The sequence below is a fragment of the Kribbella sp. NPDC026596 genome, from assembly GCF_040638415.1.
Taxonomy (GTDB): domain Bacteria; phylum Actinomycetota; class Actinomycetes; order Propionibacteriales; family Kribbellaceae; genus Kribbella.
Genome location: NZ_JBEZYF010000006.1, coordinates 42,078 through 60,462, shown reverse-complemented (window position 1 = coordinate 60,462; position 18,385 = coordinate 42,078). Strand labels below are relative to the sequence as shown.

Here is an 18,385-nt window from a genome sequence, read left to right as displayed (position 1 = left end):
ATCGGTCTGGTGTGGGGTTGTGGTCGGTCAGTGTGTGGACGGGGTGAGGGCGGGGGCGAGCCGGGTGATGCGACTGAGCAGGTCGGCGTAGGCGGTTTCGAACGCGCGGTCGGTGTTGACGGCTGCAGGGTCGGGCACGGACCAGTGCAGCCGGCGCCGGGGCTTGGGCCGGGGCGGGTCGCGGGTGAGTAGTTCGTGGGCGGCGTCGCAGACCGCGACTACCAGGTCGCCGCGGCGGACGGTATCGCGGATGTGGGCGGTGGCGGCACGGTCGAGGTGTAGGCCGTGGCGTCGTGCGATGCGGATGGTGCGGGGGTGGAGGTGGTCGGCGGGGTCGGTGCCGGCCGATGCGGCGGGGATCGGGCTGTGCTGGGGCCAGATCGCCGCGGCAAGCTGGGAGCGGGCGGAGTTGTGGGTGCAGACGAACACGATCCGCCGTGCCGCCGCAAGCACCGGCGCGGCGGCGGCCGGGGTTTCAGGTATCAGCTGGATGTAGGTTCTGCGCCGATCGGCGTCGGAACGGTTCCGCCTGACCAGACCGGCCTGCTCGAGCACGTGACGTGGTGGGCGATCAGGTTGGTGGGCAGCCCGAGCGCGGCGCCAAGTTCGCCGGGCGCGGCATCGCCGGCGGTCAGTAGGTCGACGATCGCCAGCCGACCGGGGTCACCGAGCGCAGCGTGGACCCGCGCCCGCTTCGAAACATCCATGCGGCTGGCCGACCTAATCAGCCCCTATCCCCATCACTCAGCTATTTCTCAGTCAGTGTGAGCTGAGTCAATGCTCGTTGAGCTGACTCGTATCGGCAAGTGTCTGCAGGTACTTGCTAGACGGGCGGGTCACGATTTGTTAACGTCAAATCGAGTCGGCGCGAGGGGGCGCGCAGAGTCGGTCGGCACCATCGGGTGTCGGCATGGGGGTCGATGTGGACCTATTTCTTCGTGCTTCGGCGCGGCCGACCGGGCGGACATACTGGTCGGGTCCGGCGCTGCGGCGTGCGCGTGGCCCTCCCGCGCGTGCGTTTTGCGATCTCACGAAGCGCCACTTCATGATGCCCACTACCCGCCCGCACGAGAGGGTAGCTCACAGCCTACCAAGTGTGCCCGGGGAGTGATCGACACGCGTAAGCGTGCCCACACTGCAGGCGCGCTCAACCATGCACCCAATGCGGTGCCATCGCTGCGAGCCGCGTAGAGACCCTGCGCACTGCGATGCCGTCCCATGAGCAACGCACCCCGCGAACGTGAACGGGGAGGCGGCCTGCGCCCAGTCATCGACCATCGGCCGGACCAATGTTGGTCTGACCACTGTTGGTAGAACCAATGTTTGTCTGACCAACATCAGCACGGGCTGGAACCGGGCTGGAAGTCCGACAAGGTATCAGAACGTCCTAGGGGGATTCATGCGCAGAAAGCTGATCACACTGGTGGGTACGCTGTTCGCGGCGTTGACCGTGATCGCGGTCGGGGCCTCTCCGGCCCTCGCGGACAGCCCACACTACGTCAAGGGCCCGACGGCCACCGTACAAGGCAACAGTCTCGTCGTGGAGTGGAAGGCGGCCGGACTCGGTAACACCGTGACGTCTGTCGACTTCAACCTCACCGGCACCGTCACCACAACGTCGCAATGCTTCACCAAGAGCGGCAACCCCGTGAACGGAGTACCCAAGACCGAGACGATCAACGTCAACGCGACAGGCACCTTCCCCGTGCGTAACGGGCAAACGACCGGCTCGCTCACGATCGCGCCGATCTCCACGCTCACGTGCACAGGCAACCAGCAGGTCCGCATCTTGTCGGCCGCGTTCGATCTGACGCTGACCGGTGACGACCTGCCTCCGGTCCACCTGACCAGCTGACATGACACGTCTCGGTGCTCGACGAGCAGCATCGCGTCCCGCGACGGCGGCGGGACTGTCAACGATCCCGCCGCCCACGCCGATCTCCGCTCTGGTGGCACCCGGCGTTCCAGGGCCGCCGCTACCGGGGCGGCGTGCATAGGTCGATTCAGTCAGCGCCCCTAGTTGCTTGATGTGTATGGGTGACTCGTTCTGTTGTGGGGGATGCAGTGGGGGATTTCGAACATTTCGGCGAACGGTGGAGTAACCGCTCGCCCGCAGTCCTGCGCGCCGGACCGGGACCGCCACGGTCGCCGCCGACGCGCGTGCGGCATAGCCGGCTCGACCGGTTGAGTCTCGCTGTGCACAGGTCGACACGTGTGACAAGACGGTTCGCGGAGCGGCCGCCTCGACTCGGGGAATCGACGAATCGAAGGGAAGCATCAGCATGATTCGACTACGTAAGAGCGGTGAGCACGCTCACCGTCGGGGGCTACGGCACAGGCGCGGAATCATCGGGCTGGCGGCCGTGTCCCTGGTAACACTCGGTCTGGTAGCGACCTCGTCGCCGGCGTTTGCGGGTCCCGTCTCGGATGCGGCGCAATTCGAGGGCGACGACGGCAACCTGGCGCCGCAGGCACCGATCAACTTCGATTGGAACAGTTTCGCTCCGACTACCTGGACGGGCACCGCACCGAGCCGAACGGCCGTCAAGACTGTTGCGGGTTGGGCGTTCACCGGTCTGGAGGACGCACAAGCCACGAACAGTGACTCCGCGTTCGCTGGCGGGACGAAGCAGGACAACAACTGTCCGACAGTGAATACCGGGAAGGCGCCGAACAAGGACGACCTGGAACGGGTCTACGTGACCAGCAAAACGGTGAACGGTGACGTATTCCTGGGCCTGGCCTGGACGCGCATCCCGCAGAACACCACGTCGCCGTCTGCTCACATCGGCTTCGAGTTCAACCAGAGCTCCACCGCGTGTCCGGCCGGCTCGGACGGCCTGGTGCAACGTACCGCCGGTGACATGCTGATCGTGTACGACTTCGAGGGCGGCGCCGGGGACGCCCCTGTGCTCACGCTGCGACGCTGGGTGACCTCCGGAGCCTGCGAGGTGGGCTCCGTCAGCCCGCCGTGCTGGGGAACGGCGACCAACCTGACCGCAGGCGGCTTCGCCGAGGGCAGGGTGAACACCACGGCGTCGGTCCTGGACACCAACACGCCGCCGACTCCACCGGCGCAGACGTCGGTGTCGTCGACGTCTGGGATCAATGAGTTCGGTGAGGCGATCATCAACCTGACCGACGCCGGTGTGTTCACGCCGGGTGTCTGCACGGCCTTCGGCAAGACCTACGCCGTGAGCCGGTCGTCCGGTAACTCCGGAACCGCGCAGATGAAGGATCTGGTCGGCCCGGGCAACGTCAACATCGCCAACTGTGGCCGGGTCATCATCCGCAAGGTGACCGACCCGAGCCCGGATCCGACGGACACCACCTTCAACTACACGACAACCGGTGGCCTGGTCCCGGCGACCTTCGGCCTGAAGAACGGCGAGTCCCGTGACTACGGCGGCGCGGTCCAGGCGGGAAGCTACAGCGTCACGGAGACGGATCCGGCCCCGACGTTCGCGTTTACCAACCTCAACTGCTCGGCCTCTGAGACAGGGGACGGTACGACGATCACCATCAGCGGTCGAACGGTCAGCTTCAACCTCGCGGCGAGCGACACCGTGGACTGCACGTACACCAACACGTTGCAGGTCGGTGCCTTGGCGATCGTGAAGAACAGCACCAAGGGCGGACCAGTGTCTGCGGCGGGTGCCGTCTTCTCGTATGACGGCTCCAGCGTCACGGACAACGGCGCAGGCGACGAGGACCCGACCATCGGTGAGGTGTGTGTCTCCGGGCTGCTGCCCGGCGACTACGACGTCACCGAGACGTCGGCGCCGCCCGGCTACGGGCTCCCCACGGACCCCGGACCGGAGACGGTCACCGTGGTCACAGGGACCAACTGCACCGACACCCCGCCAACAGGGGCGGCTGTCGTGACGTTCACGGATCCGCCGCTGTCCGACATCCAGGTGAACTTCCGGGACGGTGGCTCCGGAGAGACATCGGCCACGATCACCTGTGACAACACGACGGGTACCGGCAGCGACACTCCCGCGACGGGTTGGGACACCTCCCGGACCGTCACCGGAGTGGAGGCACCAACGACCGTCCACTGCACGATCGTGATCGACCCGTGATCGACGCTTGATCGGCGGTTAGGTTCACTCGGCCGCAACCAACAAAACAGCAACAGCACAGAGCCCAAGGCCCACGCCTTGGGCTCTGTGTATGCACTCACGGAGAACCGTGCGTCGACAGTCTGCTGGTCGGCACGTACGCCGTCATCGAGACAGTGCCGGCGAACCACGCGGCCGATGGCGACGCCACGAAGAACGTGACGGTGAACAACAAGGCCGCCTGCGACGACTCGCCGTACGTCGGTGAGACGGTTGCCCTCGGCAGCACGCCGCAGGTCGCGGTCCCCTGTCTTGGTGTAGCTGTGCAAAGGAAACATGACCAGTGCCGACGCACGACAGCACCTCGCCGAAGCACTCATCGCCCAGCACTTCGCCAACGAGAAGATGCGGCTCCTCGCCAACGCTCGCATTGAAGATGGTGGCCTGCCGCCCGAGCTTGCGTGGTGCCGTCCCGCTCTAATGGTCGACTAGACCGATCTCCGGCGGTCTTCTATTGATCCGACTGCTGATCGCGGTCCGCGGCCGCGATCCCGTACGGTCCGTCAACGGAGGGTGTCGGCACTGCGGGCGACGAGATTCATGATCGTCTTCTCGGCCGCGAAGATGCGCGACATGGGCTGCGACGATCCGAGATTCGTCGCCTGAACACGGCATGCGACTGTGTTCATACTCGACCTCGTGTGCGGAGCACCGAGCAGCTGGGGGTGCGCCGACGATGGGAATCCCGGAACAGACGGACGGCGTCTACTGAGCTGGCGCTGCCTCGAGCACGAATACATCGCTCCCGGTCGGCACCGTACGGATGAGGTCGAAGCCGGCCGCCGCAAGCAACGAGCGGTACTCGTCCGTCGTACGTTCCTGGCCGCCTGCCACGACGAGCATGGTGAGATCGGACAGCGCCGTCCGAACGGGGTCTGGAGACTCGTCCAGCAGCTGCTCCACCAACAGCAGGCGACCGTGCGCCGGCATCGAGCGCCGGCAGGTGCGCAAGATCTCGACGGACTCGGCGTCCGGCCAGTCGTGGATCACCGCCTTGAGCAGGTATGCGTCCCCGCCGTCCGGGACAGAGTCGAAGAAGCTGCCTCCGACCCCTCGGCAGCGCTGCCACACACCAATCGACGACAGCAGTTCGTGCGCGCCGGCTACGACGTCGGGCCGGTCGAACAGCACGCCGTTGACCGAGGGGTAGCGCGACAGGACGGCGGCCAACAGCATCCCCCGACCGCCGCCGACGTCGACGACCGTGCCGAACTGACCGAAGTCGTAGGCATTGACGACCTCGTCGGCCACCGCCTGGGACAAGGCCGTCATGGCTTCGTCGAAGACCTTCTGCTCGGCGGGATGCTTGGCAAGGTAGTCCCAGACCGACTCCCCGTGGACAGCTGCGAACGCGTTCTCACCCGTGCGGATGCTGTGCTCCAGCGAGGCGTACGTCTGCCAGTGGTACGGCCGGCCGACGAGGCGCGCCCAGCCGGCGACGGAATTCGGCGCATCGGTTCGGAAGGCGTCACCGAGCTCGGTGTTCGCGAACCTCTCGTCACCGTCGCCGACATACAGCCCGACCGCGGCCATTGCGTACATCAGGCGGGTCAGCGAACGTGCGTCCGCCCCCGTGGCGTCAGCCAGCTCGGCCACGCTTTTCGGGCCGTCGGCGAGCAGGTCGGACAGTCCCAGGGTCGCGGCGACATGCACCGCCTGCGATACCTGGTACCCGGTAACCAGGCGGTGTAGCTCTCGGGAAGTCTCCATGGGCGCACGCTATGCAGCGGGCCGGTGGCACGGCATCGGAAAGAGTGCCCATCTTGTCGGAGCCGGGCATGCGTAGAACTGCGTACGGGCGCATCCGCACGTTCGTGCGGAACATTGGCCGGGCACCCACAGCCAGACGTCCTCAATTCGGCATGTCCGTGCGTTGGGCACTGCGTCCCGGGTGGTCGCCCAGGCTGCTAGTCCGTCGCACATCAGTTGGCGGACGTGTGTCGCCGTTCTGTTGGTGGAACACAGTGCCTGGTGCCGCGCGGCAGCGCGCACAACCGGGCGGCAGCCCGCAAGCCCCGGGCGATAGCCCGCAGGTCGCCGGCGGCAGCCGGCAACTCCTGGCGAAAGCCAGAAGACCCGGCGGTAGCCGGGAGGGATGCACCGGCGATGAGCCGGGGGGTGGGTGGGAGCGGGCGTAGCGGGTGCGCTGAGGAGCGGAGCGACGAAGAGAGCGGCCGCGGAGCACGCGTGGGCCGGACCACACTCGCGTCTTGTGCCCGGGACGGGATTCGAACCCGTATGCCTGTTAGGGCCGCGAGGTTTAAGTTCGACCTGGTCCCGTCCTTGACCGTCCATGGTGGTTCATGGGAGTCGGGCTACCTTGGGCGGCAACCCCTTCGACCAGTGGCGTACTGGGGCGAACTGCAACCGCTACTGCAACCACGCCCCGCGTTGCGAACTCGGAGCTCGGCGGTCGACGACAGCCGTTCGAGAGTTGTGCACGGTCAAGGTTGAGCATGCGGGCCGCTCTTGGTCGAGCTGGTTGCTTTACTTCGCTGGTGTACGTGTCGGTCGCTGTTTGCAGGCCGTGGATGACACTTACGCGTCAACCCGCGTCCCACCCTGTGTTCGATCGGGGAGCGCGCACAGCGATCGGGACGATCAGCGCTCAGGTACTGCTGGGTCCTCTCTCTTGACAGGTGCCTATGGCCGGCGTATCGCGTATAGCGAGGTCACGCACTATGAGGGGAGCGGCGCCGGGGGGCGAGACCTCGATCCGGAAACAGGCCAACATCGTGCGCTGTCTGCGCCAATGTGTGGTGATCATGACCCAGGGGGGTTAATCATGCTCCGTCGACTACACCGCGTCGCAGCCCTTGGTGCTGCGGGCACCCTAATGGCCACTGGACTTATGGCGCTCAGCGCTACCTCAGCGGCTGCTGGCACACCCACAGAGACAGGGTGCCCCTCCGGCTCTCTGCTGCTGTCTGTGAGTGACCTAATCGACCAGGGGTACGACCCTGATTTCTGGCACGCCATAGATGCCAACGCCGACGGCTTCGCCTGTGGCCATCCTGTCTCCGCTCCGGTACAGAATCGCATCTGCGGAGTGCCCTGCCATGTCCCGATCATTTACCGCGCCGGGGACAACAGTCTGACCCCGGAACACGACTGACCCCCAACCGCAAGTGGGCGGGCGGCCGGGACGACTACCCGGTCCCTTGAAGTCGTCTGAGGGTCTGCTTCCCTCGCAGAGTTGACGGCTACGTGTCAGCGCGGCGGGCAGTCCTCCGCGTCGCCCCGATAGCTGCCGACCTCAGGTTCGGAGCGGTGCGGGTCAAGGGTCGAGCTTGCTCGATCGCTTGCGACGCCGTAGGCGCGCTTGACGCGTGCCGGGCCGGACCGGACTTCTCCATGATTGCTAGCGGGGCGATGCGGAACCCCCACGGTCAGGCGGGCGGTTTGGGTCATCGGGTGAGGCGGGTAGCCGGCCATCCGGCGAGTGATGCACCGACAGGGTGTCGAGCGTTGATGGCGAGTTCTGCTGTCTTCGCCCCGGCACCCTGTTGGCACGTGCGCGCCAAGCCAAGGGACGCGCCCAGAACGCAGCGGAGCGGAGTGGCGGGCAGGCGTCCCGCCCTGTGGTGGCGGCGCGCTTTCGGGCCCTGGAGGGGCCCGTCTTGAAGACGTAGAGAAACTTGTCAGGCAGACCGGGGCACACCGGGGGCAACCGGGGCGACGGAGTGTCCTCCGTCCGGTGATGCGCGACACTCGTCCACCAGGTGATCTGCGACAGCCGAAAGCACAGCTCGCGGCAGATGAGGCTCGTTCGGGTGATGCAGCTTCCTGTGGGAAAGACGGTCGGACTCGGTCGAGCCGTTGCGCAGTAGCTCGACCAGGCGTATGCCGGGAACGGGGCCGCCATTCGAAGTGCGTCGCGTCAATCACCGGGGGCATCATGAGGCGATCTCGTGCGATGACAGTTGTGGGGGCCGTGTTGGTCGGCCTGTCCGGGCCGTCGGTCTGGACGGCGGGTTCCGCTTCGGCGGCGCTCATCGAGCGGGGTACATTCCACGATGAGTACTCCCAGCTCTCTGAGGACTACTGTGACGTTCCTGGCCTAACGGTCGCGGAAGCCGGCGTGGCAGACGGCAGGTACAGGATCAACTCCCACGGCCCCGATGGTCTGGTGTACAACTTCGATCACGCCGACTTCAAAGACTCCGCCACCAACGTGGCGAACGGAGAGTCAGTCACCTCGGTCGGGTCGTACAACGGCGGTGAGCATCGCATCACGGACAACGGTGACGGCACTCTGACCTACCGGGTCAAATTTATGGGCAACATCGTGTGGTACAACGAGAACGGCGAGCGGATCGCCCAGAATACTGGGCAGACGGTCGTCGAGTTCTTGTTCGACAACGCTGGCACCCCGACTGACCAGTCCGACGACCAGCTTCTGCGCAGGATTGGCGTCGTCAAGCAGACCGGCCGGACCGACGATGTCTGCGCCGCGGTGGTCGCGGAGATCGGCTAACGACAACAAACCCACTCGCCGCTGACAGCCGCTGGCAGCGCCCTAAAGATGGACAGCGCCAGCGATGGAGGCTAGGTGGGTCAGGAACACGTCCGCGGCCTAGTGCTTCGCTGAAAGCTGGAACGTGTCGAGCACCCGCCACTCGTACATCCGGTTGTCGCGGTGCATCTCGATTAACGGCACTTCATCGACGCGGAACCGTGTGGCTGTGCTCTGGACGCCTTCAAGCGCTGTGAGCACGTCGGCGGCCGCCTGATCCGCCTCGACGTATGCGAAGCTCACGTGTGGTTGGAAGTCTGTGGAGCCCAAGTCGATGACGCCCTGCCCCACAGCCTTGTTGATCGCTGACCTGACAGTGTCTCGAAGGTCGTTGAGAGGTCTCACGTCCTCCGGCACCAGGACGAGTGCTTCTGGTCGGATGAGAGGACGATTGAAAACGAGGCTGAACGGATCAACTTCGGTCAGTGCTGCGCGGCTCGTCTTCACCACCGACGCGAGGTCTTCGGGCGAGATGTGATCCACGAACGCAAGCCCCTGCATCGTTATGTGCAGCCATTCGCGGGGAATGATGTCCAATCCTGGGATGCCTTCGATTGCCTGCTGATATCGCGCAATCAGACCCGCGAGCTCGTCCCGGTCGCCCGCCGCGAGGTGGAAGGCGTAGAAGCGCGTCCCGATGTGCCAGCCTGGGCGCCACCACCAGTGGTTGCGGAGTTCGGTTGCGTGACGCCACATCCACTCTGGCTTGTCTGTCATTGGTCCTCCTAGATCTCCGATTGTGCGTTTGGCTGCTCGGCTTCGGCGGTGATCTCGTACTCGTCGATGAGCATTACGCGATCGGCCGGCCAAACTGACTCGGATACTTCGAGGACGTCACCATCTGCACTGCGCGCGGTGTGGATGACATGGAGGACCGGCATGCCGGGAGCCAGCTTGAGGATGTCGCTAGTCCGAGGCTCTTGGAATGCGCTGGAGGTATCTCGATCTTGAGAAGCGTCGTGTTCAGGTGCGGCAGGTGAAGCGCAAGAGGTTCTCGCATGGCTGTTCAGATCCGCGCGAGTGCGCAAAGACTCGTCATCGTGCTACGTGTGCTGCCGCGTGTGTGAATCACGCTCGGTATTGCCCGGAGCGGCAGGGTGGTGAGTGGGAGTTCCGACCGCCGAAGGGCGGCAAGACCAGGTGGAGCGTCATCCCTGAGCCGCTGATCCCGCAACTGAAGGCTCAGAAGGCGGCTCAGTCAGTGGAACGGCTTGCCGCAGGGGATCAGTGGGAGGACTGGGATCTCGTGTTCGCTGGTTCGACTGGCAGGCCGATCAGCCCGCGGCGCGACTGGGCTGAGTTCAAGGCCATGCTCAAATCGGCCGGCCTTCGGGACGCGCGGCCGCATGATGCACGGCACACAGCGGCCACGTTGCTCCTCGAGCAGGGCGTTGACATCCGGGTTGTGCAGGAGATCCTCGGGCACTCGTCGTTGGCGGTGACCAAGCGGTACACCCATGTGACGAGCAAGCTTGCCGAGGACGCTGCAGCCAAGATGGCGAAGGCGCTGTGGGCATGACTGCGGTGACAACTGCAACCGCTGTTGCAACCATCGCGGGTGTTCTTGCAGCCTGGCTAATATTCCCCGCAACGCATCTTCGCAGGTCAGAGGTCAGTGCCCGGGACGGGATTCGAACCCGTATGCCTGTTAGGGCCGCGAGGTTTAAGCTCGCTGCGTCTGCCGTTCCGCCACCCGGGCTGTACGGCGAGGACTGAGACTACAACTTACTTGTAGACCTTGCGGGGGTAGACGGCGTGGGCGCCGGCGACGCGGTCGAGGAAGAGCTCGCCGTTGCAGTGGTCGATCTCGTGCTGGAGGGCGCGGGCTTCGAAGGCATCGGTGGTGATCGTGATCTCGTCCGTCGTACCGGGGAGGACGCCGGTGACGGTCAGGCGGGTGGCGCGTTTGACGTCGCCGGTGAAGTCGGGGACGGACATGCAGCCCTCGCGGCCCTTCTCCTGGCGGGATGCTTCGACCACGACGGCGTTGCAGAGGACGAAGACGCCGTGGCAGGTGCGGGTCTTGGGGTGATCGGTGACGTCGAGCGAGAACATCTGCGCAGCTACTCCGACCTGCGGCGCCGCCAGCCCGACGCAGCCGGGCGACACCCGCATGGTTGCGACCAGGTCGGCGGCGAGCTGAATCATGACCGGGTCGAGCGGATCCACGGTCGCGCCCTCGGTCGCGAGGACGGGGTGCGGCGCGTGGAGAACCTCCAGAACCTCGCCGGAAACACCTAGCTGCGAAGGGCTCCAGCCGGTCAGGACGGTCACAGGTCGTCGCTCTCGGCCGGGCGCAACGTGACGCCGACGCCGAGCTCCTCGGCAGTGATCTCCAGCGCCCGGTAGAGCATCGACAGGTCAGCGGACGGAGGCAGCTCGACCTCCGCGGTCAGCACGTACAGCTCCCCGCTGAGCCGGGTCGTCAGGTCCGTGATCGTCCCGCCGGCCGACGCGATCATCCGTGTCACCGCCGCCACGATCCCCGGCCGGTCCGCCCCGTGCACGCTCAGCATGTACGGCGGTCCGATCGGCGCGTGCTCGTGTTCGGGGCCGACCTGCCGCACCGTGATGACCAGCTCGCCGCGCAGCGGCTCCAGCGCAGACTTCACCTCGTCGAACGGCCCGGAGCAGACGATCATCATCGCGAAGTGACCGCGCAGCAGCGTCATGGTCGAGTCCTCGAGGTTGACCCCGGTCCCGGCCAGGGCCTCGGTGACGTCCGCGATGATGCCCGGGCGGTCGGGTCCGATGACGGTGACAGCGAGCTGACTCATGCCCGGCAACCTACCGTTGACCTAAGTAGCTCAAGAAAACGACTTCGGTATCCGGACAGCCCCAAAGGCTCCGGAGAGCGCTTACGCACCGCTACATTCGGAGCATGACCGGGTCCACGCACCGCCGCAGTACGCGCGACTGGATCGTGGACAGCATCACCTTCGTCCTGGCTGTCCTGCTCGGCCTGTACACGTACAGCGAAGGCGAGCGCGACCCCGTCAACCAGACACTGCTCGCGTTGGACCTCCTGTCGGGGATGGCGCTCTGCCTCACGCTCTGGTTCCGCCGGCGCTGGCCGGTCCAGCTGGCCCTCGTCGCGGCCGTGGTCTCGATCTACTCCGAGGCGGCCAGCGGCGCGACGCTGCTGCTGATCATGACGGTGGCGATCCACAAGCCATGGCGTACGTCGCTGCTGATCTTCGTCGCGAACTCCGTCAGCCTGGTCATGTACTTCCAGGTCCGGCAGAAGGACGACCAGCAGGCGCTCGCGGTCGCCGCCGTGGCTGTCTACATCGCGGTGGCCGGCTGGGGCTTCTACATCCGCTCGCGCCGGCAACTCCTGCAGACGCTGCGCGATCGCGCCGAGCGGGCCGAGACCGTTGCCAAGCTCGAGGCCGAGCAGGCCCAGATGCGGGCCCGCGAGGAGATCGCCCGTGAGATGCACGACGTACTCGGGCATCGGTTGTCGCTGCTGAGCGTGCACGCCGGCGCGCTGGCCTATCGTCCGGACGCGTCCACCGAGGAGGTTTCCGGGGCCGCCGAGATCATCCGGGCCAGCGCGCACCAGGCCCTGCAGGATCTTCGCGAGGTGATCGGCGTACTGCGAGCTCCGGTGGGTGAACTCCCGCAGCCGACGTTCGCCGACCTGCCGCAGTTGGTCGATGGCTCCCGCACCGCGGGGTTGCCCGTCGATCTCACGCTGGATGCCCCCGGCCCACTGCCGGACCACGTCGGGCGTACGGCGTACCGGATCGTGCAGGAAGGTCTCACCAACGCGATGAAGCACGCGCCGGGCGAGCAGGTGAGCATCAGCGTGACCGGTGCCCCAGGCAACGGCCTCGAAGTCGAGGTGCGCAACCTGGCGCCGAACCGCAGACGAGGAGACGGTCAGGGTTTGAAGGGATTGGCCGAGCGCGCGGCCCTGGTCGAGGGACGGGTGGAACACGGTCGCACCCCCGACGGCGAGTTCCGCCTCTTCGCCTGGTTACCGTGGCCCGCATGACCATTCGGGTACTGATCATCGACGATGATCCGCTGTTGCGTGCCGGGCTGAAGATGATGCTCGCGGGCGCGCCGGACATCCGGGTGGTCGGTGAAGCCGGTGACGGTAGCGGCGTACAAGGACTGATCGACCGGCTCGCTCCGGACGTCATCCTGATGGACATCCGGATGCCCGGCACCGACGGGCTGACCGCGACGGAGGCGGTACGGCGGCGCCCGGGCGCGCCCGAGGTCGTCATCCTGACCACGTTCGACGCCGACGAGCATGTTCTGCGCGCACTCCGCGCGGGCGCGGCCGGCTTCGTCCTGAAGGACACCCCGCCGGCCGAGATCGTCGAGTCGGTACGCCGGGTGGCCGGCGGACAGCCCGTACTCTCGCCGGCCGTCACCCAACGCCTGATCACCCGCGTCGCCGCCTCCGGCCACGACGACCGCAAGGCCAAGGCGCGCGCCCGGCTCGACGGCCTGAACTCCCGTGAGCGTGAGATCGCCGTCGCGGTCGGCGAGGGGAAGTCGAACGCGGAGATCAGCGCGACGCTCTACCTCAGCGTCCCGACCGTGAAGACGCACGTCTCCCGGATCCTGACCAAACTCGACCTGAACAACCGCGTGCAAATCGCCTTGCTGGTTCACGATGCAGGTCTGTTGCACTAGACACCTCAGCATCACCGCATGGCAACCTAGGCGTTCTAACGTTGAAGAGTCCGTCCGCCCGCAGCCCGGGTTCACGCCGTCCACCGATGTCGGGTTCGCTCAGGGCTCGAGTGCGACGTACACCTGGATGGTCCCGCAGGACGTGTCTGGGCTCGCCACGCTGATGAACGGTTCCGCCGTACACCGGCTGGACGCTTCTTCCATGACGAGAACGGGAACTGGGCGGTCGTGGGCGGCAGCGCACTCCGCTACGACCCGACCAACGAGCCGGGGCTGCACGCACCCTGGCTCTACAACGGACTCGGCGTCGCTTGGAAGACGCAGGCGACCACGCGGGAGATTGTCGACACCGTGTACGGCGTTGGGCCGTCGGGGCTCCCGGGGAACGACGATCTGGGCACGCTGTCCGCGTGGTACGTATTCGCCACGATTGGGCTGTTCCCGCAGACTCCCGGTCGTGCTGAGCTGCTGGTCGGGAGCCCGCTGTTCCCGAAGGTGGAGCTGCGGCGGAGCAACTGCGTACGACTGACTGTGGAAGCGCCGGCGACATCGGATGCGAACCAGTACGTGCAGTCGCTGACGTTGAACGGGCGCACGCGAGCTGAGTCGTGGTTGCCGGAGTCATCCGTGACGCGCGGCGGGCGGATCGTCGTACAGCTGGGAGCGGCACCCAGCGAATGGGGTGCCGCTCCCGCCGATCATTAGGACTGCGTCGCGCGGCGGAACTCGTCGTTCGGGGTCTGCAGGCTGCCCAGGCTGGTGACCTCGCGCCGGAAGAACAGCGCCAGCGTCCAGTCGAGGATGACCCGTGCCTTCCGGTTCGTGGTGGGGACGCGGGACACGTGGTAGGTCCGGTGCAGGAACCAGGCCAGCCAGCCCTTCACCTTGACGCCGTACAGCTGGGCGACGCCCTTGTGCAGGCCGAGGCTCGCGACCGAGCCGACGTACTTGTGCTTGTAGTCCTGCGGCGGCTGCCCGTCGACCACCCGGAGGATGTTCGCGGCGAGCTGGCGCGCCTGGCGGACCGCGTGCTGGGCGTTCGGAGCGCAGTACGCGCCGGTCTCGCTCGTGAGGTCGGGGACGGCGGCGTTGTCACCGGCGGTCCAGGCGTCGGTGACACCCTCGATCCGCAGGTTCGCCAGCGTCTTGACGCGGCCCTTCTCGTCCAGCGGGAAGTCGGTCGCGGCGAGCGCCGGGTTCGCCTTCACGCCGGCGGTCCAGACGATCGTGTCGGCGTCGAACTCGTCGCCGTCGCTGAGGATCACGTGACCCTTCTCGCAGGACTCCAGCCGGGTCTCCAGCTTGATGTCCATGTTGCGCTTGCGCAGCTGGTCCACGGTGTACTTGCCGAGATCCGGGCCGACCTCGGGCAGGATCCGGTCGGTGGCCTCGACCAGCACCCAGCGCATGTCCTCGGGCTTGATGTTGTCGTAGTACCTGGTGGCGTAACGGGCCATGTCCTCGAGCTCCGCGAACGCCTCGACACCGGCGTACCCACCGCCGATGAAGACGAAGGTCAGCGCGGACTTGCGCAGCGCGGGGTCGGGCTGCGACGACGCGACGTCGAGACGGTCCAGCACCTTGTTGCGCAGCGCGATCGCCTCTTCGACGTTCTTGAACCCGGTGGCCTCCTCGGCCAGGCCGGGGATCGGCAGCGTACGGGCGATCGAGCCGAGCGCGACCACGATCTGGTCGTAGGCCAGCTCGTACTCCGGACCCTCCTCCGGCATCACCTTGGCGACCTTGTGCGCGTGGTCGATCCCGGTCACCCGGCCGGTCACCACCCGGCAACCCTTGAGGGTCTTACGCAGTGGCACCACCACGTGCCGCGGCTCCACCGAGCCGGCCGCAGCCTCGGGCAGGAATGGCTGATAGGTCATCACCGAACGCGGGTCGACCACAGTCACCCGGATCCGGCCCTTGCGAGCCGCGCGGCGCAGGCCGTACGCGGTGTACATCCCGACGTAACCGCCTCCGACGACGAGGATGTGCGGCACCTGGGCTGTCATGCGGTTCACTCTCCCTGAGTGGTTCTCCGACTTCATGTTCACTTCAACGCTAAGGGCTCGTGAAACATTTCACAAACCCTCCCGCGAGTGATCTCACCCACCGAACGCTCCCCCACCCGAGGGACCACCATCCCCTCATGGTGCGGCCCGAAGCACCCGGTCGCCAGCACTCACAACCACCGTCACAAAACCGCAAGCCCACTACAGGTCACAGGTCGGCGAGGGTCTTGGCTCGGGTGAGGACGGCGTCGAGCATGGGTTCGGTGAGTTTGCCGGTGAAGGTGTTTTGCTGGCTGGGGTGGTAGCAGCCAAGGACGGTCACGGTGCCGTGCGGGGTTTCGATGGGGTGCTCGACTGCGTGGCCGAAGGGCGGGCGGGGTTTGGGGATGGTGGCGCCCAGGGACTGCAGTCCGGCGAGGAGAGCGTCGTACCCGAATTTGCCTAGGCAGATGATGGCTTGGGTGGTGGGGAGGACCAGGTTCAGTTCGGCGCGGAACCAGGGGGCGCAGGTGTCGCGTTCGGTGGGGGTGGGTTTGTTGGCGGGTGGGGCGCAGCGGACGGCCGCGATCATGCGGGTGGCGATGAGGTGGAGGCCGTCGCCGGCGTGTTCGCTGGTGGGCTGGTTGGCGAGGCCGACGCGATGCAGGGCGGCGAACAGCCAGTCGCCGGAGCGGTCGCCGGTGAAGACGCGGCCGGTGCGGTTGCCGCCGTTCGCCGCTGGCGCGAGGCCGGCGATCAGGATCCGCGGCTCGACTGCGCCCCAGCCGGGGATCGGCCGGCCCCAGTACGGCTGGTCGGCGAAGGACTTTCGTTTGCCTACGGCAACGTCTTCTCGCCACTCCACCAACCGCGGACAAGCCCGGCACACCGAAACCCGAGCCTCCAGTTCTCGCAGTTGCCCGGTCTCCGACAGCCTCAGAACCTCAGGTGCGTCGTGCGCCACCGGAGTTCGTCGTACGGCGGGATCCTCCGGCCAGCCGGTCCCGGGTGGCACTGGGCTCTCGAACAAGTCCCCCGTCAGCGGATGCGGAAGCTTCATCCGTTCAGACTAGAGACATGAGCGTCATCGGAGTGGTCGCGTCGGCAACCGGCGGCGTCGAGCAGTTGCGTGTGGGGCTGATCGAACCGCTCCTCGAGCGCGGGCACCAGCCCGCCATCTCCCTCACGCCGACGGCGGCTGCGTGGATGGCGCCGGCTGAGCGGTGGGAGCTCGAACGGATCACCGGGTTGCCGGTACGGTCGCAGCCCCGGCGGCCTGGGGAGGCTCAGCCACACCCGCCGATCGAGCTGTTCGCGGCGGCGCCGGCCAGTGCGAACACGGTGGCCAAGCTTGCGCTCGGCATCGGAGACAACCAGGCGTTGAGTGTGCTCTCGGAGGGGCTTGGGAGCACGCCGATGGTCGTGTTCCCGCGAGTGAACGCGGCCCACGCGAGGCATCCCGCGTGGGCCGGTCATCTGGAGACGCTGCGCGCGGCAGGCGTCGTACTCGTGGAGTGGGACCTGCTCGAACCGCGGGCCGAAGACGGGCGGGAGCTCCCGTGGGACAGGGTTCTCGCAGCGGTCGACAGGTTAGGCCACCAGCTCCTCTGAGGGCTGCGCAACCGGCACCACAACACGTCGCGCCTTGGGGATGGCCAGGGCGAGGAGTACGGCGGCCGCGGCGAAGGCGGAGAGGAGGAGGAAGGTGTTGGTGAAGCCGGCTTCGGCGGGGAGGCCGCTGGGCTGGATGTGGCCGGTGATGATCGAGCTGGCGAGCGCCGTACCGATCGAGCCGCCGATGGTGCGGATGTTGGCGTTCATGCCGGTGGCGGCGCCGGTCTGCTCCCGCGGGACGTTCTGAACGATCAGGCTGGTCATCGAGGCGTAGGCGAGCCCCAGACCGACGCCGAACAGCGCGGTCGACAGGGCGACCTGCCACGGCTCGTCATGGAACTCGGCGAAGGCGAGCGACGCGACCAGGCTCAGCGCGGAACCCCAGACCACCTGGGACTTCACGCTGAAACGCGGAGCCAACGGACCGCTCAGCGAACCGGTGACAGCCATCGTGACCAGCATCGGCAGCATCAAGAGACCGGCCTGCGTGACACTCGAGCCGAACCCGAAGCCCGCGATCTTCGGGATCTGCATGAACTGCGGTACGAACGCGTACACAGCGAACATCGCCGCACCGAAGAGCAGTGCCACCAGGTTGGTGGTCCAGATCGCCGGCAGCCGCATCATGCGCATGTCGATCAGCGGGTTCCGCGAGCGCAGTTCGACGGTGATCCAGGCAACGAGCAGTACGACGGCAAGCGCGAACAATCCGATTGTCGACAATGAGGCCCAGCCCCACGAGCGTCCTGCGCTGAGCGGGAGCAGCAGCGCGACCAGCCAGCCGGACAGCAATGTGGCTGCCAGCCAATCGATTCGCCCGGGCACCCGGTTCGGCGACTCGGGGACGTAGCGGCGAACCATCACCGCGGCGAGCGAGATCACGATCATCGGGATCCAGAACAGCCAGCGCCAGCCGAGCGACGACACGATCGGGCCGGCCAACACGATGCCCAGCCCGCCACCGGCGGCGATGATCGCGGACACCACGCCGACCATGGACGGCACCCGCTCGGCCGGGAACTCGTCCCGGATGATGCCGAACGACAGCGGGAAGACTGCTCCGCCGACACCTTGGACCACACGGGCTCCGATCAGTACGCCGACGTTCGGGGCCAGCGCGGCGAGCAGACAGCCGACCGCGAGGGCGATCAGCCCGACGAGCAGTGTGCGTTCCTTGCCGTACATATCGCCGATCCGGCCGAGCAGTGGGGTCGCCACGGAGACCGACAGGAGCAGCGCGGTGAACACCCAGGTGACGGTGCTCGCGGTCGTGTGCAGGTCGTGCTGAATGACGGGCAGCGCCGGGCTCACCAGCGACTGCAACATCGAGAACGACGCCACGACCGTCGCCAGCACCGCCAGCGTCAGCCGTGGGTTTCCAGACCTGATTTCAGGCATGCAGAAGTCCTTCGAAAGGGGTGGAGCGCGCCACGCTCGGGGCGCGAGAGTTCCCCGGCCTGGTAAAGTCGAGGTATGCCTCCACTATAACG

The 18,385-nt window shown here is 66.6% G+C and carries 20 protein-coding genes, 1 tRNA gene and 1 pseudogene; 9 read left to right on the top strand and 13 right to left on the bottom strand.

Annotated elements, in window-relative coordinates:
• Positions 1 to 27: 27 nt before the first annotated feature.
• Both AB0E63_RS06675 and AB0E63_RS06670 read right to left on the bottom strand, forming a co-directional pair.
• A complete protein-coding gene (locus AB0E63_RS06675) occupies positions 28 to 453 on the bottom strand; it encodes a low molecular weight phosphatase family protein (protein ID WP_360362446.1) in 426 nt (141 codons plus the stop codon).
• A gap of 29 nt (positions 454 to 482) precedes the next feature.
• Entirely contained in the window at positions 483 to 707 is a 225-nt protein-coding gene (locus AB0E63_RS06670) for a hypothetical protein (protein ID WP_360362443.1), read from the bottom strand.
• 692 nt (positions 708 to 1,399) lie between these two features.
• Here AB0E63_RS06670 and AB0E63_RS06665 point away from each other — a divergent pair.
• Both AB0E63_RS06665 and AB0E63_RS06660 read left to right on the top strand, forming a co-directional pair.
• The gene (locus AB0E63_RS06665; protein WP_360362440.1) at positions 1,400 to 1,855 is read left to right on the top strand and encodes a hypothetical protein; all 456 of its coding nucleotides are present in this window, start codon (positions 1,400 to 1,402) and stop codon (positions 1,853 to 1,855) included.
• A 796-nt stretch (positions 1,856 to 2,651) separates the two neighbouring features.
• Positions 2,652 to 4,085, top strand: a complete 1,434-nt coding sequence (locus AB0E63_RS06660; protein WP_360362437.1) for a SpaA isopeptide-forming pilin-related protein — start codon at positions 2,652 to 2,654, stop codon at positions 4,083 to 4,085.
• A 97-nt stretch (positions 4,086 to 4,182) separates the two neighbouring features.
• On the opposite strand, the gene AB0E63_RS06655 is transcribed toward AB0E63_RS06660, so the two are convergent.
• Positions 4,183 to 4,353 carry a hypothetical protein gene (locus AB0E63_RS06655; protein ID WP_360362434.1) on the bottom strand — a complete coding sequence of 57 codons (171 nt, stop codon included), beginning with the start codon at positions 4,351 to 4,353 and terminating at the stop codon, positions 4,183 to 4,185.
• A gap of 47 nt (positions 4,354 to 4,400) precedes the next feature.
• Here AB0E63_RS06655 and AB0E63_RS06650 point away from each other — a divergent pair, with 47 nt between their 5' ends.
• On the top strand, positions 4,401 to 4,556 hold the full coding sequence (locus AB0E63_RS06650; RefSeq protein ID WP_360362431.1) for a hypothetical protein: 156 nt from the start codon (positions 4,401 to 4,403) through the stop codon (positions 4,554 to 4,556).
• Positions 4,557 to 4,627: 71 nt separating this feature from the next.
• Here AB0E63_RS06650 and AB0E63_RS06645 read toward each other — a convergent pair whose 3' ends face one another.
• Together AB0E63_RS06645 and AB0E63_RS06640 are read right to left on the bottom strand one after the other, a co-directional pair.
• Positions 4,628 to 4,753 carry a hypothetical protein gene (locus tag AB0E63_RS06645; protein WP_360362428.1) on the bottom strand — a complete coding sequence of 42 codons (126 nt, stop codon included), beginning with the start codon at positions 4,751 to 4,753 and terminating at the stop codon, positions 4,628 to 4,630.
• Positions 4,754 to 4,829: 76 nt separating this feature from the next.
• On the bottom strand, positions 4,830 to 5,834 hold the full coding sequence (locus AB0E63_RS06640) for a methyltransferase (protein WP_360362425.1): 1,005 nt from the start codon (positions 5,832 to 5,834) through the stop codon (positions 4,830 to 4,832).
• Between the two features lie 2,206 nt (positions 5,835 to 8,040).
• Between AB0E63_RS06640 and AB0E63_RS06635 the strand changes: the two genes are divergently transcribed.
• Positions 8,041 to 8,601 carry a hypothetical protein gene (locus AB0E63_RS06635; protein WP_360362422.1) on the top strand — a complete coding sequence of 187 codons (561 nt, stop codon included), beginning with the start codon at positions 8,041 to 8,043 and terminating at the stop codon, positions 8,599 to 8,601.
• Between the two features lie 99 nt (positions 8,602 to 8,700).
• Here the strand turns inward: AB0E63_RS06635 and AB0E63_RS06630 are convergent, their stop codons facing one another.
• Together AB0E63_RS06630 and AB0E63_RS06625 are read right to left on the bottom strand one after the other, a co-directional pair.
• On the bottom strand, positions 8,701 to 9,357 hold the full coding sequence (locus AB0E63_RS06630; protein ID WP_360362419.1) for a 2'-5' RNA ligase family protein: 657 nt from the start codon (positions 9,355 to 9,357) through the stop codon (positions 8,701 to 8,703).
• An 8-nt stretch (positions 9,358 to 9,365) separates the two neighbouring features.
• Positions 9,366 to 9,668 carry a UTRA domain-containing protein gene (locus AB0E63_RS06625; protein WP_360362416.1) on the bottom strand — a complete coding sequence of 101 codons (303 nt, stop codon included), beginning with the start codon at positions 9,666 to 9,668 and terminating at the stop codon, positions 9,366 to 9,368.
• On the opposite strand from AB0E63_RS06625, the gene AB0E63_RS06620 reads away from it, so the two are divergent.
• Positions 9,566 to 10,159: a tyrosine-type recombinase/integrase gene (locus tag AB0E63_RS06620; RefSeq protein WP_360362413.1), complete on the top strand. Its 594-nt coding sequence runs from the start codon at positions 9,566 to 9,568 to the stop codon at positions 10,157 to 10,159. The two genes, AB0E63_RS06625 and AB0E63_RS06620, sit on opposite strands and share 103 nt — an antisense overlap.
• Positions 10,160 to 10,256: 97 nt before the next feature.
• Here the strand turns inward: AB0E63_RS06620 and AB0E63_RS06615 are convergent.
• The 3 genes from AB0E63_RS06615 to AB0E63_RS06605 all read right to left on the bottom strand — a co-directional run bounded on the left by AB0E63_RS06615 (position 10,257) and on the right by AB0E63_RS06605 (position 11,417).
• Positions 10,257 to 10,339: transfer RNA gene (locus tag AB0E63_RS06615), tRNA-Leu, on the bottom strand.
• 26 nt (positions 10,340 to 10,365) lie between these two features.
• On the bottom strand, positions 10,366 to 10,914 hold the full coding sequence (gene def, locus AB0E63_RS06610) for a peptide deformylase (RefSeq protein ID WP_360362410.1): 549 nt from the start codon (positions 10,912 to 10,914) through the stop codon (positions 10,366 to 10,368).
• Positions 10,911 to 11,417: an ACT domain-containing protein gene (locus AB0E63_RS06605; protein ID WP_360362407.1), complete on the bottom strand. Its 507-nt coding sequence runs from the start codon at positions 11,415 to 11,417 to the stop codon at positions 10,911 to 10,913. Before AB0E63_RS06605 ends, def begins: the two co-directional genes overlap by 4 nt.
• Positions 11,418 to 11,521: 104 nt before the next feature.
• Here AB0E63_RS06605 and AB0E63_RS06600 point away from each other — a divergent pair, with 104 nt between their 5' ends.
• The 3 genes and pseudogenes from AB0E63_RS06600 to AB0E63_RS06590 all read left to right on the top strand — a co-directional run bounded on the left by AB0E63_RS06600 (position 11,522) and on the right by AB0E63_RS06590 (position 13,998).
• A complete protein-coding gene (locus AB0E63_RS06600; RefSeq protein WP_360362404.1) occupies positions 11,522 to 12,640 on the top strand; it encodes a histidine kinase in 1,119 nt (372 codons plus the stop codon).
• Complete coding sequence (locus AB0E63_RS06595; RefSeq protein WP_360362401.1) at positions 12,637 to 13,293, top strand: response regulator transcription factor; 657 nt, start codon at positions 12,637 to 12,639, stop codon at positions 13,291 to 13,293. Before AB0E63_RS06600 ends, AB0E63_RS06595 begins: the two co-directional genes overlap by 4 nt.
• Positions 13,274 to 13,998 (top strand): annotated as a pseudogene (locus tag AB0E63_RS06590) (glycoside hydrolase domain-containing protein). The gene AB0E63_RS06595 and the pseudogene AB0E63_RS06590 overlap by 20 nt, the downstream one beginning before the upstream one ends.
• Here the strand turns inward: AB0E63_RS06590 and AB0E63_RS06585 are convergent.
• A complete protein-coding gene (locus AB0E63_RS06585; RefSeq protein ID WP_360362398.1) occupies positions 13,995 to 15,302 on the bottom strand; it encodes an NAD(P)/FAD-dependent oxidoreductase in 1,308 nt (435 codons plus the stop codon). The pseudogene AB0E63_RS06590 and the gene AB0E63_RS06585 sit on opposite strands and share 4 nt — an antisense overlap.
• Positions 15,303 to 15,510: 208 nt before the next feature.
• Complete coding sequence (locus AB0E63_RS06580; RefSeq protein WP_360362395.1) at positions 15,511 to 16,341, bottom strand: uracil-DNA glycosylase; 831 nt, start codon at positions 16,339 to 16,341, stop codon at positions 15,511 to 15,513.
• Between the two features lie 17 nt (positions 16,342 to 16,358).
• Between AB0E63_RS06580 and AB0E63_RS06575 the strand changes: the two genes are divergently transcribed.
• Positions 16,359 to 16,892, top strand: a complete 534-nt coding sequence (locus AB0E63_RS06575) for a flavoprotein (protein WP_360362391.1) — start codon at positions 16,359 to 16,361, stop codon at positions 16,890 to 16,892.
• On the opposite strand, the gene AB0E63_RS06570 is transcribed toward AB0E63_RS06575, so the two are convergent.
• A complete protein-coding gene (locus AB0E63_RS06570; protein ID WP_360362388.1) occupies positions 16,872 to 18,293 on the bottom strand; it encodes an MFS transporter in 1,422 nt (473 codons plus the stop codon). The genes AB0E63_RS06575 and AB0E63_RS06570 overlap by 21 nt on opposite strands.
• Positions 18,294 to 18,385 lie beyond the last annotated feature (92 nt).

Excerpts from the sequence above, each read along its gene's own strand:
- AB0E63_RS06665 (WP_360362440.1), top strand. The coding sequence starts at position 1,400 with ATGCGCAGAAAGCTGATCACACTGGTGGGTACGCTGTTCGCGGCGTTG.
- AB0E63_RS06630 (WP_360362419.1), bottom strand. The coding sequence starts at position 9,357 with ATGACAGACAAGCCAGAGTGGATGTGGCGTCACGCAACCGAACTCCGC.
- AB0E63_RS06645 (WP_360362428.1), bottom strand. The coding sequence starts at position 4,753 with ATGAACACAGTCGCATGCCGTGTTCAGGCGACGAATCTCGGATCGTCG.
- AB0E63_RS06595 (WP_360362401.1), top strand. The coding sequence starts at position 12,637 with ATGACCATTCGGGTACTGATCATCGACGATGATCCGCTGTTGCGTGCC.
- AB0E63_RS06650 (WP_360362431.1), top strand. The coding sequence starts at position 4,401 with ATGACCAGTGCCGACGCACGACAGCACCTCGCCGAAGCACTCATCGCC.
- AB0E63_RS06585 (WP_360362398.1), bottom strand. The coding sequence starts at position 15,302 with ATGACAGCCCAGGTGCCGCACATCCTCGTCGTCGGAGGCGGTTACGTC.
- AB0E63_RS06570 (WP_360362388.1), bottom strand. The coding sequence starts at position 18,293 with ATGCCTGAAATCAGGTCTGGAAACCCACGGCTGACGCTGGCGGTGCTG.
- AB0E63_RS06575 (WP_360362391.1), top strand. The coding sequence starts at position 16,359 with ATGAGCGTCATCGGAGTGGTCGCGTCGGCAACCGGCGGCGTCGAGCAG.
- AB0E63_RS06670 (WP_360362443.1), bottom strand. The coding sequence starts at position 707 with ATGGATGTTTCGAAGCGGGCGCGGGTCCACGCTGCGCTCGGTGACCCC.
- AB0E63_RS06605 (WP_360362407.1), bottom strand. The coding sequence starts at position 11,417 with ATGAGTCAGCTCGCTGTCACCGTCATCGGACCCGACCGCCCGGGCATC.
- AB0E63_RS06600 (WP_360362404.1), top strand. The coding sequence starts at position 11,522 with ATGACCGGGTCCACGCACCGCCGCAGTACGCGCGACTGGATCGTGGAC.
- AB0E63_RS06620 (WP_360362413.1), top strand. The coding sequence starts at position 9,566 with ATGCGCTGGAGGTATCTCGATCTTGAGAAGCGTCGTGTTCAGGTGCGG.
- AB0E63_RS06640 (WP_360362425.1), bottom strand. The coding sequence starts at position 5,834 with ATGGAGACTTCCCGAGAGCTACACCGCCTGGTTACCGGGTACCAGGTA.
- AB0E63_RS06580 (WP_360362395.1), bottom strand. The coding sequence starts at position 16,341 with ATGAAGCTTCCGCATCCGCTGACGGGGGACTTGTTCGAGAGCCCAGTG.
- AB0E63_RS06635 (WP_360362422.1), top strand. The coding sequence starts at position 8,041 with ATGACAGTTGTGGGGGCCGTGTTGGTCGGCCTGTCCGGGCCGTCGGTC.